Here is a 14,791-nt window from a genome sequence, read left to right on the forward strand (position 1 = left end):
TATTCTGTGTGCTATCTATGCTCCAAATATCCCCATATCCAGCACAATACCATGTGATTTAATTTCACCGGTAAATGACGGTACAAGTCCTGTGGGACTAAAATCTCCCAACACTTTACCGTTTTTTTCAATTCCTGTTTGTTTATAAAGAAATATATCGGAAAGGGTAACCGTGTCATTTTCAAGCCCTGTTACCTCAGTAACATGAGTAATCTTTCTTGTCCCATCCGAAAATCGTGATATCTGAACAATAATATCTATAGCAGACGAAATCTGGTTTCTGATCGCTGATGTAGGTAAATCCATTCCTGCCATTAAAATAAGTGTTTCCAAACGGGATAAACAATCGCGCGGAGTGTTTGAGTGAATAGTTGTAAGCGAGCCGTCATGACCGGTATTCATCGCCTGGAGCATATCTAACGCTTCGCCGCCGCGACATTCGCCAATAACAATCCTGTCAGGCCGCATACGGAGAGAGTTTATCAGAAGCCGCCTGATAGTAATTTCACCTGCACCTTCAATATTTGGCGGCCGGCTTTCAAGCCTGATACAATGTTCCTGCGGAAGCTGAAGTTCTGCGGCGTCCTCAATTGTTAAAATTCTTTCATCAGCCTGAATAAAACTTGATAAAATATTCAATAATGTCGTTTTACCGCTGCCTGTCCCGCCTGAAATAATTATATTTTTCCGCAATTGAACACATATCCTTAAAAACTCAACCATTTCTTTGGTAACTGAATTGAAATCAATCAGATTTTTAAATACAAGTCTTTCTTTTGAAAATTTTCTGATTGTAAGACAGGGACCGACAAGTGATAACGGGGGTATTACTGCATTAACACGGCTGCCGTCTTTAAGACGGGCATCTACTAAAGGAGATGCTTCATCAATCCGCCGTCCTAACGGTGTGACAATCCGTTCAATAACATTTAAAAGCTGCTGGTCTGTACTAAACTTCTTATCTGATAAAAATATTTTTCCTTTACGTTCTATGTAAATCCTGTCGCGGCCATTAACCATGATTTCCGTAATTGACGAATCCCTTAATAAATCTTCAAGAGGACCTAACCCGAGCGACTGGTCTAAAACTTCCGTAACTATCCGTGTCCTGTCAATACGACTAGTAAGTTCTTCACCTTCTGCATCTAATATCTTTTCAATCGCTTTTTGAATTATCTGCCGCATCTCTGTCATTTTTTGCTTGTCATTAGAAGGAGTAAGTTCCATTTTCCTTTCTTTCATTTCTTCGACAAGTTTATTATATACCCGCATTTTTAACTCTTCGGTTTCGATTGCCGGATTAGTAACCGTCTCTGTCTTTACTATTTCTACTTCCCTTTCTTTTCTTAATAGACGATGTTCGTTTCTTACCTGTTCCATTGTATCTTTAAAACTAACAGTTTCGTCAGAGTGTTTTTCCTGGGAAACTTTTTCTTTAACAATTGCTTCTACAATTGAAAAAATTCCTTTGGAAAAAGAAACTTTTGGCGATGCTATTACTGCCGGAACACCTGTATTTATTGAAGAGACTGCTGAAGCGATGTCAAAAGGTATTAGCCAGGATGGCTCGCGTTCAATATACTCCGTTACCTGTTCCACATTTAATCCGCCGGGAATATCTGCTTTGTTCAGAACAATCTTAATCATTTGTACAGGAAAATGATTTGAGCTGAACTGCTGATAAATCTTTTTTGCATGATAAAGAGCGGATAGTTCAGGTGTCGTAACTAAAACAACCATATCCGTATTATCAATAATAGCTATCTGCAAATCGCTAAAATCCTTGTTAATATTTATTATTACATAATCATAAATAGTTGAAAAAATCGAGATTATTTTTTCAGCATGGGAAGGAAATATTTTGGGTACATCTGCTGATTCGGAGACTGCTGTAAGAAAATCAATACCGGATGAATGTTCGGCTACATAACCTTTTAACATCTGTGCAGAAAGCTTATCAATAACAGGCAGTAAATTTGAAAGCGATTTTGTTTCAGGAATGGAAAGTAAGAGTGCGATTTCTCCTATTGTATTAAAATTAAAATCTAAAAGCGCAACTCGTTTTTTGGACTGAATTTTCAATGCAATAGCAAGATTAATAGCAATCGATGTCTGACCGACACCGCCTTTAGAACCAATAACTGCTATTATTTTGGATGACATAATGTATGATTGAAAAAAGTTTTATGGAAGTCATTTAGATCCCGAATCAAGTTCGGGATGACACTGTTGAATTTTTTCAACAGTGTCATTTTGAGAATATTCCCATAGTTGCTGCACCTATATTAACGATATTGTGATCGTTCAGCCCTCGCAATGTCAAACGTAAGACCCCTTTTCCGGAAGCAAGTGCAACCATTTGGGATTCATATGGTGAGACTGCAATGGTTAGCGTAGGTGAAGCATCCTCTGCCGGTGCAGACATATTATCAAGACCACCTGCCGGCTGGGATTTGGTATATGTTGTACCCATTATATTTTGCTTATATGCAAGCACCAAAACATTTTGTAAAACTGTTACTGTTTTATCCTGTTCATCAAGCGTACATAGAATATCAACATAATTACCGGGTTTTATCAGCTCTGCAACACCGGATGCAACATCAACAGGAACTGAAATAGCTCTTTTGCCTTCAGGAATTATTATTGCAAGTCCTGTATCCTTGCCGGGAGTTAAAAGTTTGGTAGTGAGAATTTGTTCTCCTTCTTCGATGGGAACGGCAGTAGCATATATGTTTAAACCTTCCTCGTTCATAAGCTGGCTGACACTATCAAGCGTTTTTGGCATTTTGTAAGCGGCAGGAACTTTTACAACATTAACCATTGAACCGGTTATTAGAGTACCTTCCGTAATATACCCTTTAGCAGTAAGAACATCTGTCATTTGCGCGCCATAACGGTATTTCGTTTCTAACGAACGGATAAGTCCAAAAGTTAAAATAACAGCAAATAGACCCAGTGCAATAGCAACTAAAAGTATCTTTTTATTTTTCATTTTTAATGCTTTTTAATACAGTTAATACGTGTTGGTGCGTTTTAGTGCGCGTTAGCGCATGGTGAGATAAAGCGGCGTGTTCTAATGGATTAGTCGTTTGTCGAAATTCTTAATACTTCATCAAGTGTGGTGGTACCGGCCAATAGTTTCGTCAACGCATCTTTTCTTATTGTAATCATATCATTATTCTTTAGAGCGGCGTCTTTTATTTCGCGTGCAGAACTCCGCTGAAGAATAAGTTCTTTTATATCTTCTTTTACATCCAGTATTTCATAACAGCCAACTCGCCCTTTATAACCTGTCCTCATACAATTATCACAACCTTTATTAGTATATAAAGTGACTGAATGCGCAGTTCTTTTAACGTTGGCAAGCATAGGCGCATCAACGCCTAATTTAGCAAGTTTTTCCATTGGATATTCATACGGCTGGCGGCAATCCGGACACAATCTTCTTACCAGTCTTTGTGCTAAAGACAAAATAAGTGTTGTTGATATTAAGAACGGTTCTATACCCATATTGATTAATCTTGTAATAGTACCAACCGCATCATTAGTATGCAAAGTAGAGAAAACCAGGTGACCTGTTAACGCAGCATTAATAGCGATTTCTGCTGTTTCGGTATCACGGATTTCTCCGACCATTATTATATCCGGGTCCTGCCTCAAAAACGAACGCAGGGAATTAGCAAAAGTAAGCCCTATTTCAGGAAAAGCCTGCATTTGATTTATACCTTTAAGTATATATTCAACAGGGTCTTCAACTGTTATTATATTTACATCGCGGCTATTTAATGTTGTAAGTGTCGAGTAAAGTGTGGTTGTTTTACCGCTGCCTGTCGGTCCTGTAACCAATATTATTCCATGCGGGGTTTTTATCTTTCTCTGATACAATTCGAGAGCAGTAGGTTCTATCCCTAATTTACTTAAATCGACACACAGAGAACCCGGGTCAAGTATACGGATAACAGCTTTCCCGCCAAACACTGTCGGCAAAATAGATATTCGAAGATCAATTTCCTTTTCACCAAGTTTAATTTTTATTCTGCCGTCCTGGGGTAATCTGCGTTCTGCTATGTCAAGTTTTGCCATAATTTTTATTCTTGAAATAATCGAATTCTGTAATTTTTTAGGTAAAGACGGCTGTTCATGTAAAACACCGTCAATTCTATAACGCAAATATACACCTTCCCCGTATGGTTCTATGTGAATATCGCTTGCTCTTATATCCACCGCTCTTTTTAAAACTTCATTTACAATTCTTATTGCCGGCGCCTGCTCCTCGCCGCTCACCCGCATTTCTTCTTCTTTTACGATTTCCACATCAGCATTGACTTCTTCTTCTATATTTTTTATTTCAGTCTGACGGGAAGACATACCTGTAAGTACTTCTTGAAAACTTTTACTAAAATGCGTATCAAAAAATTTCTTTATATCTGATTCTAAAGTCAATTTTGCTACGATTTTTTTATTACCTGCAATATGTTTTAAATCATCCAGCACCACCTCGTTTAAGGTACCGGTAGCGACATAAATTGTGGTTTTATCATTGGAAATCGAAAGAGGAACTACGCTTTTCTTGAATGCGTAATCAAACGGTATTAAATCCAGCAACTCCCTGGGAATTTCAGGTAAATTACTTAAACGAACAAATTCAACACCTTTTAATTCCGCAAAAGCGCTAAGTAAATCTTCTTCGTTAATATAACCCAAGTCAACCAGAATCTTACCGATTCTTTCTTTTGTTTTTCGTTGAATTATAAGCACTTCCTGAAGCTGTTCTTGAGTAATCTTTTCTCTTGAAATTAAAATCTGACCTAATTTAGTCATCTGTAGTCCTCCAATCTGCCTGTCAACAGACTAGAAATATTATTATCTTGTGGTAGTATACTTATTTATAACCAAAAGTCAAATAAAATATGTAATGAAGCTCCACGCAGCAAGCTGCAGGGTATCTAAAATGTTGTAAACTTTTATTATTCCGTCATTCCGTGCTTGACACGGAATCCAGCCTTTCATCTTCTGGATTCCCACTTTCGCGGGAATGACATAAGGTGACCCTGTAGCAAGCAGGAAATTGCAAGTTAAATAAACGGGATGTTGTCCTCTTTTTTCAAAATATGATTTCAAACATTTTTTCTTTTCTTGTTCTCTATTTTTTTGACGTCATCAAGCACTGGTAAGAAATTTTCATTGGAAATCACTTTTGTTCCTGTTTGTCTTTCAATATCTTTCCTTGTTCTACCGGCAACCGCACCGCCATCTTTGGCATCTTTTTGAAGTTTTGGAAATCCATAAGAATTCCTGTCTTGGGTTATTTTTGTTGTTGCCGCTTCTCCAAGCATTGTAATTATCAACTCTAAATCCGTCATATGGTCGCGAAGGTTTTGTTGTGCAAGTTTCTTGTGTTTTTTATAATCTTCTACTTTCATATCAAAAGCACCCTGCATTATTTCATTAGTTAATATCGCATATTCTGTATCGGTTTCTGCACCCCTTTCATCCCATTCGTCAGTTAACTTTTGTCTTACTGCTATGCCACGCAAACGTTTTTCTATCCAATTTTTTGGATAACCCTTCTTTTCATAAAGTGCTTTGGTTCTCTGCATTCCGAGTTCGGGATTTCCAATTTCATCTATCCGTTCTTTGCCTACTCTAGCTAACCAGCGCTTAAACGGCTCTACTTTGGGTGATGGTATTGACTGAATAATACGGAAAATACCTTCTGTATTAGCACAATCGGTTTTATAATATTTACCGTCCGTTGCTTTTAATTTCAGTTGTCGACAAATTGTCGACAACTCAACTTCTAACTCTTCTTTATCTCTAATTTTCATCTTATACCAATAATCGCGGGGATTATCGCTGTCTGTCAATACCGCAATGACATCTATCACAGAAAACCACCATTCACTATTAAGAAATAAACGTCTTACCTGCTTGCCTTTAAAAACATCTATTTTTATTAATCCGTTTGAAACCATTTTACCCCCATTATTCTGCATCAAATATAACCTAATCGCTAACCCTATTTAAGTAAATAATATAGTACCTTTTTATACATTTGATTATATCAAAATTTGTAGTGTATTAAAAGAAGAATGTTTTGCTAATGAAAACAACATTTTTTAAAATTTTATAGCGAATGCTATTCTGTGGGTATTACCGAGGTCACCGTAAGGAATAAAGGCGTAGTCTGTGGAAGTGTTTAGGATGCCCTAAGGAAGGATATTTTTTATATGAAAATTTCATCTATGGAATGGAACAAAACTTTCCAAAGGAGCAACTTTTGTATAAATTGGATCTTTATACTTTTTTTCTTGAACCTTTTTAACAGCTTCTTTTAATGTATCTCCAAAAGCAACTACTTCTTTTTCATCTCTTGATAACGCTACCCACTTACCAATGTAAGATTTAAAAAAAGTTAAATCAATTGCAGCCATATTTTCCCCCTGCTGATAGTAATTATAACACAAATACAATAAAAGTAAAGAAAAATCTATATGTTTAAAATATGTAATTAAGCTCCATGCAGCAAGATGCATGACACTACGACTCGATTGGAGTAATTATGTTATACTTGCTTTTAAAATATTGGCAAATATTCCTTCTCCTTGTTTAAGGACTTCGTACTTTCCTTCTTCTATGATACTACCGTTTTCAAAAACAAAAATACGGTCGACATTCCTGATAGTTGAGATTCTATGGGCAATTACTATAAGTGTTATTCCATCCACGTTCTTGTAAAGTGTTTCAAACAGTTTCTGCTCAGTAAATACATCTATCGCAGAAGAAGGTTCATCCAAAATAATAATTTTAGGGTTTCTTAAAAAAACCCTGGCAAGTCCGATTCGCTGTCTTTGACCGCCTGATAAACGTATACCGCGTTCCCCTGTGTTAGTATTGAATTTGTCCGGTAAAGACACTATAAAGTCGTATATTTCAGCTCTCTTGCATGCTTCTTCAATATCTTTTTGCGACGCCGGAAAATTTGCAAATTTTATATTTTCATAAATAGAAGTATTGAAAAGAAACGTGTCCTGGCTCATCACGGCAATTTGAGACCGCAGAGTTCTAAGTTTTAAATCGGAAATATTATAATTCCCAAAATATATGTTACCTTTAGTTATGGGGTATAACCCGAGAATAACATTAACAAATGTACTTTTACCGGAACCGGATTCACCGACTATGGCAATTTTCTCACCGGCAGTAATTTCCATGTTTATATTACTTAGTTGTTTTTGCCCTATTCTTGTCTCGTAACCAAAGTCCACATTTTTTATTTTAATGCTGCCGTCTATTTCAAACTTTGTTATTTTAGGATTCTGATTTTCCACCTCATCATTTTCAAGAAGGTTATTGACAGCGTCAACTGATGGAGATGCTGCAACAATCTGGTCGAATGAAGAGAAAAATACATTAAATATTTGAAGAACTTTACCGACAATAGCTAAATATGCAATTACAGCCCCAAGGGTTAAGTTTGCATTTTTTATCATAATGATTCCGGCTGCTACCCACAGACAAACCGGAACAAATTCAGTAAAGAACTGTATAATCATCAGGAATACACGCATCTTCATTGAATAACGGATATCCGCTTCTTTTACATTATTGATTTCGTCTAAAATATTTTGGCTATGAACATCCTCATTGGCAAATATCCGTATATGCCTGATACCGGAGATATAGTCGATTATCTTTGCACTCAAGCCCTCTACATTAGACCTTAGAAGATATGAATTTTTCATTATCCCTTTACGGAAAATTCTCTGCAATAACGGGACAAAAGGTACATATAAAAAGGTTATAACGGTAAGGATTGGATTTAACAAAGATAAGAAAGAAAAAGAAATAATAAGTGCAATTATAGAGTAACCGAATGAACCGATTATCCAATCGTACAATTGCTGTACCCTGTCCATATCCATAAGAATCTTTGTTGATATGGTCCCGGTCCCCCTTAAATCAAAATATTTTATAGAAAGAATCTGGAGTTTTTTGACAATTTCTGAACGGAGATTTGCAATTAAATTTCTATTCAATAAAATACGATATTTTAAAGCGGTAAGCGTAAACACGCTGTGCATACAAAAAACTATTATCCAAGCTACGGCATATAAAATCATGTATCGTGCATTTTTGGAAGGTATAATATCATTTACCAGGTATTTTAAGGAAAAAGCAATAAATTGATGGCTTGCTATCTGAAAGGCAAGAAAGAAAAATACAATAAAATATTCTTTTTTAAACGCAGATGTGTATCTGAGAATTTTAAATATTCCTTTTATATTAAAATATTTTTTTGTATTGTCTTCTTTTTTTATCATTTGAGCAAATATGAGATTGTTGTCCGAAAGATACTTCAACAATCCCTGATTACACAGATTAAAATAAGATTACACGGATTTTATAGGGAAGAGAATTAAGAACGTGATAGAGTGAATGTAAATAGATTTCCTTTGTCTTTTACTTCAATAGTAGTTACAATGGGTTTACGACGCAATTTCATTATCTGGATGCGATATTTGCCTGTTTTTAGCTTGGTTTTTAACGGTGTTTCTCCTAAAAGTATATTACCTTCAACTAAAAATACTTTTGCCTGCGGCGGGGTGGTTTCAATTGTTACTATTACATCTTTCGCTACTGACTCTACTGCCGGTGCTGGTGCTGCCGCTGCTGCCACTTTAGTTAAATTGGTAGATAGTGTATATGCTTTTTCATTATCCTTTGATATATCAGTTAATTCCCATGTATTTTCATCATAATCTGCTGAATCATCTAAAAAGTCTATATTAAATTTCCCTTTAGTGTCCGTATCTTCAACTTTTGTACTTCCAACAGGCGTAAAACCTTCTTTTGACAATCTTATCGCATATGGTTTCTTCTCTAAAGAAATAACAGCCGGAGTTACATAACTTGTTTTCTCGCCATTAATATACACATCTGCCCCTTGGGGATTAGAATCAATATTTAGTTTAATTTTAACTTCGATTTGCTTCAAATTAAAAGTAAATTTTTTATCTTCCTTACTTCTTATTTCAATGTTTTTTTCAGCTGATTCATATCCGTCTTTTGTTACTTTTATATTATGTGTTCCTGTTTTGAGTGTTGTTTTTACAGGTGTTTCACCTATAAGTTGATTGTTATCCGCTAAAAACACTTTGGCCCCGGATGGGTTACTTTCAATGGTGACTTCTTTTCCCAAAGTTGCGGTAAGAGCGAATATTTTCTCATTATTTTGAACTGATTTTTCAAGATTCCACTGTGTTTCATCTAAATCCTGTGTACTCGCCAAAAAGTCCAAGTTGCATATTCCTTTACGTTCTGAATCACTAACATTCATATTACCGGCAGTCACAAAACCTTCTTTAACTAATCTTATTGCATACGGTTTCGTTTCTAATGAAATCGTTGCCGGAGTCACATATTCGGTTTTCTGGCCGTTGAGATATACAACTGCCCCTTTAGGAGTAGAATCTATTTTTAATTTAATCTCGACACGTTTCAAGTCAAGGGTAAATTGACTGTCATCTTTACCTTTTATTTCAATACTTCTTTCAACTGTTTTATATCCGTCTTTTGTTATTCTTAAACGATATGTTCCTGTTTTTAGTATTGTTTTTACCGGTGACTCGCCTATAAGTTTATTATTATCCGCAAAAAACACTTTAGCATTACCGGGGTTTGTTTTAATTGTTACTTCTTTTTCTAAAGTACTTGATAACGTATATAATTTTTCATTATTCTGAACTAAAACGTCGTATTTCCACATTGTTTTATCTAAATCCTGAGTACCTTCCAAAAAGTCCAAATTACATATCCCTTTATGTTCCGAAGCACTAATATCCATATTACCAACAGGCATAAATCCTTCTTTGTTTAATCTTATTGCATATGGTTTTGCTTCCAGCGTAATTGCCGCAGGTGTTACATATTCTGTTTTCTGACCGTTAAGATATACTTCTGCACCATTAGGAATGGAATCTATTTTTAATTTAATTTCAAACGGTACAATAAATTCGACTCTATTGGTTTTCTTATTAGCCATCTTTTTGCTAATTTTAATCTTATATGATGTTTCCTTAAATCCTTCTTTGGATATAATTAACGCGTAGTCACCGTTTGATAAATTAGGTATCTCTACGGGCGCTATATTATTATATTTCCCGGATACAATTATATCATTTTCATGAGAATCAATTAACCTAATTTTAGCACCTGTAGGAATAGTGTCTATGTATACATCCGAAGTAAATAATGAATGTTTAATATAGGCGCCCAACGGCGTTATGCTTTTATGAATGTCCAAAAATACTTCAAATAATATTATTCCTACCAGTATTATTATGCTTGTAACACCGAGCCACCGCATGCTTTTCTTTGGTTTAGGATGTATTTCCTTTACTTCAACAACAACAGGTTTCTTTTTTATTTCTTCTTTTTTTTCTTTTACGTCTTTTTCAGCAACTTTATCGGCAACTTTGCCGACTGCTACTTTATCAACAACCTTATCAACGCCTTTATCAACAACTTTATTAACGACAGGAGCTTTCTTTTCAACTCCTCTGTACTCAACTTCTTTATAAGATGTTACAGGGGTTGGTACTTCACCCATCTCAAATTCTTCACTAATGCCGACTTTTGATATAATCTTTTGATTGATTTCTTTTTCTGCTTCTTCCATAGTTTGGAAATCTGGAAAAAGCTTAACGATAAATTTCAAGATATCTTCCTGTCTTTTGCCAAATCTAAGACCTGCGGTAAGTGTTGCAAGAGATGATAAAAGTTCCCTGGCTGATTGAAATCTTTTTTGTATGTTTTTATCCAGCATTTTCCTGATAAGCAATTGCAATTCAGTAGGTATTTTAGAAAAATCCGGTTCGCTTTTAGTTATTTTTTCTATAACTTCCTGTTTATTTCCACCTTCAAACGGCTGATTGCCGGTTAAAATCTCATAGAACACAATGCCTAACGAAAACAAATCTGACCTGTGGTCCACATTTTTTCCTTCAATTTGTTCCGGAGACATATAAAAATAATTTTCCGAAAATTCATTATTAGCATCCTGTACTTCCACGGATTTTGAAGAAACGGATCTAACAATTCTAAAATCTGCTAATTTTATCGCCGCGTCTGTACTAATCAGAATATTACCCGGCGATACATTTAGATGCAAAGTCTCTACTTGCAAACCAGTTGTTTTATCTCTCAACTCGTGGGCATAACAAAGCGCCTGGCTGATTTCACTAATAATTTTTAATGCTATTTCAGTTTGAAACGGTATTTTTGCCTCATTACACTTTACTAATAATTCGGATAAATTTTTACCTTTTACATATTCTTTGATAATATAACATATATTATCTGCACTTTTGAAAAAATCGTATACTGCTACTATATTTTTATGCTGCAGTTTGGAAGACCTGATTGTTCCTTGACGAAGAGTTTCTGCTATTGTATCATCAACTGTCAACTGCTGATGTATTTTCTTTACTGCCACCATTTTTTCTAAATTATAATCCCACGCTTTAAAAACAGCAGCAGATTTGCTGGAACCGATTTCTTTTAGCAAAAGGTATCTGTTACGAATTAGCTCTTGAGCCATAATCAAACCTCCTTATTGCTATTGTTTTTTTGTGTAATTAGTTGTAAACAGTATTCTTTCTTTTTAATCGCATCGACGCTATCTTTATCAATACTAATTATCAAATCCAGACATTTTATTGCAGCATCTATTTCATCTATAGCTATTAAACAACATGCCTTTTGATACTGTGCTTCAATATTATTATTGTCCAGCGATAAAGCTAAATTAAAACATTTTAAAGATTCCTGATGCTTACCAATTCCCCACAAGGCATTTCCTTTTATTGTCCATATTTGAGGATCATTAATAATATCAGTCTGCAATAATATATCAATTACGGTGTTAATAGATTTCAGCGCTTCATCATATTGTCCTGTGTTATTAAAACATATAGCTTTTTGAGATATCCATTTTACATAGAATGCCATTTTAGCTATATCATCCGGATTAACCGGAGCTGAATTTAATTCTACAACAGAATTGTAAATTTCAACTGCTTCCTCATAATGTTTAATTGATTGCAAACAAAATGCTTTTTTAAGTTTTGTATCAATATCTGACGGGTTACTTTTAAGATATATGTCATAACACAAAACCGCCTTTTCGTATTCTTTTAGTACTTCTAATATTTTTGCCTTTTCATAATATATTTTCGATTCGTCTATCTTAATTTTTAAAGCATTATCGCAATTCTTTAAAGCTTCTTCATATTTACCCATAATAACAAGACAATGTATTTTTTCCAGCCAGCTAGAAACATCCTGATTAAAAGAATTTTGTAAAGCGCCGTCAAAATATTTTATTGCCTCCTGATATTTTTTAAGCTGAACAAGAACAACTCCTTTTTCATACAATATCTTGTAATTATCCGGAGTAACCAGCAAGGCTTTATCATAACAGGATACCGCTTCGTCATATTTTTTCAGGGCTGCATAAGCTTTGCCTTTATTAAATAATACATTGGAATTATCCGGCACAATACGCAACGCTTCATCGAAACAGGATATTGCATGTTCATAATGTTTTAAATCCATTAATGACTTGCCTTTCCTGAAAAAAGCCTGATAATCTTGCGGAAACAATTGCAAGACCTTATCGAAAGATTCAATCGCTTTTGCATATTTTCCCAAAGCATTTAAAGTCAAACCTTTGTTATACCAGATTCTTTTATCTTTGGGTTCTATTTCTATCGCTTTATCATAACAGGAAATTGCTTCAGAATATTGCTGAAGCCGGTATAAAGAACAACCTTTATTGAACCAAGCAAGATAATTTTTAGGCTCATATCCCAGGACTTTTTCATAACATTTCACAGCTTCTTCATGTTCTTGTAACATCGCCAAACATACTGCCTTGTTATTCCATGAATTACTGTTCTTAGGATCAATCTTTATTACTTTTTCATAACATTCAATGGCATTTCTATAAGCCCGCAACATTTCGTAACAAACACCTTTATTGAACAGTATTTCAATATCAGACGGATCTATTTCAGATGCCGTGTCATAATATTTAATCGCTTTTTCATAGTTCTCTAATTTCAGCAAACACAACCCTGCTTCTTTCCAACCTGCAATATCATCAGGATTTTGCGTTGTATATTCCAAATATTCAACCAATGCTTCTTTATACCGGCCTTCTTTTTTTAACTTTTCAATTTTTTTAATATTCATAGATACCTTCACTATCGTTCAGAAACGCAAATACTCGCTAATCCAATCCAGTTAAAACTGGACAAATCATTCGCGTATATTCGCGTGCATCTCTAATACATGACCGCTATGCTGGATATTTCCGATATATGTTCCTGGATATATTCAACTTTATCTAATGGTGCATCTTCAAACTTTATTCGATAAATTCGTTCTTCTTTTTCTGTATTCATTCCAACCACTTCACCGGGAAAAACAAAAGAATCCTTTTTCAAGATAAAATGGACCGTTACCTTGGTTTGAACGAAAATAAATATATCAGTTTTTATTGCTACTCCTTTAGAACTAAGGTCAAGTCCTTCTCCGGTACCCTTAAAAACGTTATCAGATGCTGCGTAAAATCCAACGGGTATATTAAATTTATTACGCATTTTTTTTCTTCTCTCTTCTGATTTCTTTGCTCCAGGAGCAACCAGTTGCTGAACATACTGTTGAAGCATATATTGCTGAAGTTTGTCTTTCAAATATCGAGATAAGTCAGTGAATTTTACACCATATGAATTGACCGTTACCCTTTTGTCTGCTCTGACAATTTCGGCAGGAACAGAAAAATATTCTTTATCTAACAAAAAATTAATAACTATTTCATTATTCATCGGAATATCTGCTTCCGATTCCATAGACATACCTTCAAGTGAAATATCAATTATTTTTCCGGGACCAATGAAAGTAGTATGGTCGTCAGCGTAAATATCAATAAAAAATTCTGCTTCATTTCTTACATTTTTTCTAAAATTTCTTTTACTGTCATCGCCCATTTATCAAGCCACCTATTAAACCGTAATTTTACTGCTTTCAGTCCCATTTTATTGAAGCATATTTTTTATTAAAAGTCAACGAAATATTATTCTTCTTCTGAAGTTTCACTCATTAAAGACTTGTATTTGTTAATAATCGCTTTCTCAATAACTTCCCGCATTTTCTTGTCTGTCACCAAAACCTGTTTTATCCAAATCCCGCTATCTTCTGATTTTCTTGAAGGCCAGGAAATCCAGGGTCCTTTATTACTATCCATTACCCCGCAGGAAATTCTAACTGATTCATTAAAATCAACCGAAACGTTCGCTTTACGGGAAGATTTACTATTTTTAAAAGGAATGAATTCCGCTATTTTAAATGTCATCGGTTGAACCGGTTTTATGGAAGGTTCACCTGTTGTAATTGCTCTTGTTATTTCGTCATTTACCTGCTTTGTCAGTAATTCAACCTGCGGGTATTTTTTACCATTTTTAGAAATATATACAGGATATTTTAGTGTAGTTTTTTCACCGGATTTGACAATCTGTATTTCTTTAATTTTTATTTTGTTATTTAGTGTAATTGCTGTCAAATCTGATTTTATACCGCTACTTTCACCAGGAGTCTTATCAATACTTGTTACATAAACTTCATTTAATGCAAAAACAGGAACACAAAAAGAAACAGTTAAAATAAAACCTAATAAAATTCTAGAATATTTATTCATTTTCTCCTTTTTGAATAGCAGAGCTTT

The 14,791-nt window shown here is 34.7% G+C and carries 10 protein-coding genes; all 10 read right to left on the minus strand.

The window, feature by feature from the left end; genetic code table 11:
* Nucleotides 1-15: 15 nt before the first annotated feature.
* Entirely contained in the window at nucleotides 16-2,163 is a 2,148-nt protein-coding gene (locus tag PHE88_04130; GenBank protein MDD5687006.1) for an ATPase, T2SS/T4P/T4SS family, read from the minus strand.
* Between the two features lie 85 nt (nucleotides 2,164-2,248).
* Complete coding sequence (gene cpaB / locus PHE88_04135; protein ID MDD5687007.1) at nucleotides 2,249-2,995, minus strand: Flp pilus assembly protein CpaB; 747 nt, start codon at nucleotides 2,993-2,995, stop codon at nucleotides 2,249-2,251.
* A gap of 89 nt (nucleotides 2,996-3,084) precedes the next feature.
* Entirely contained in the window at nucleotides 3,085-4,824 is a 1,740-nt protein-coding gene (locus PHE88_04140; protein MDD5687008.1) for an ATPase, T2SS/T4P/T4SS family, read from the minus strand.
* A gap of 296 nt (nucleotides 4,825-5,120) precedes the next feature.
* The gene (locus PHE88_04145) at nucleotides 5,121-5,978 is read right to left on the minus strand and encodes a Bro-N domain-containing protein (protein ID MDD5687009.1); all 858 of its coding nucleotides are present in this window, start codon (nucleotides 5,976-5,978) and stop codon (nucleotides 5,121-5,123) included.
* A 264-nt stretch (nucleotides 5,979-6,242) separates the two neighbouring features.
* Nucleotides 6,243-6,437 carry a DUF5678 domain-containing protein gene (locus tag PHE88_04150; protein ID MDD5687010.1) on the minus strand — a complete coding sequence of 65 codons (195 nt, stop codon included), beginning with the start codon at nucleotides 6,435-6,437 and terminating at the stop codon, nucleotides 6,243-6,245.
* A 126-nt stretch (nucleotides 6,438-6,563) separates the two neighbouring features.
* Nucleotides 6,564-8,327 carry an ABC transporter ATP-binding protein gene (locus tag PHE88_04155; GenBank protein ID MDD5687011.1) on the minus strand — a complete coding sequence of 588 codons (1,764 nt, stop codon included), beginning with the start codon at nucleotides 8,325-8,327 and terminating at the stop codon, nucleotides 6,564-6,566.
* 95 nt (nucleotides 8,328-8,422) lie between these two features.
* Nucleotides 8,423-11,605 (minus strand): serine/threonine protein kinase, encoded by a 3,183-nt coding sequence (locus PHE88_04160; GenBank protein MDD5687012.1) that lies wholly within the window; start codon nucleotides 11,603-11,605, stop codon nucleotides 8,423-8,425.
* A gap of 2 nt (nucleotides 11,606-11,607) precedes the next feature.
* Nucleotides 11,608-13,260: a tetratricopeptide repeat protein gene (locus tag PHE88_04165; protein ID MDD5687013.1), complete on the minus strand. Its 1,653-nt coding sequence runs from the start codon at nucleotides 13,258-13,260 to the stop codon at nucleotides 11,608-11,610.
* Between the two features lie 92 nt (nucleotides 13,261-13,352).
* Nucleotides 13,353-14,057 (minus strand): PilZ domain-containing protein, encoded by a 705-nt coding sequence (locus PHE88_04170; protein MDD5687014.1) that lies wholly within the window; start codon nucleotides 14,055-14,057, stop codon nucleotides 13,353-13,355.
* A gap of 86 nt (nucleotides 14,058-14,143) precedes the next feature.
* Nucleotides 14,144-14,764: a septation protein SpoVG family protein gene (locus PHE88_04175; protein ID MDD5687015.1), complete on the minus strand. Its 621-nt coding sequence runs from the start codon at nucleotides 14,762-14,764 to the stop codon at nucleotides 14,144-14,146.
* Nucleotides 14,765-14,791 lie beyond the last annotated feature (27 nt).

Source organism: Elusimicrobiota bacterium (genome assembly GCA_028718185.1).
GTDB lineage: Bacteria > Elusimicrobiota > UBA8919 > UBA8919 > UBA8919 > JAQUMH01.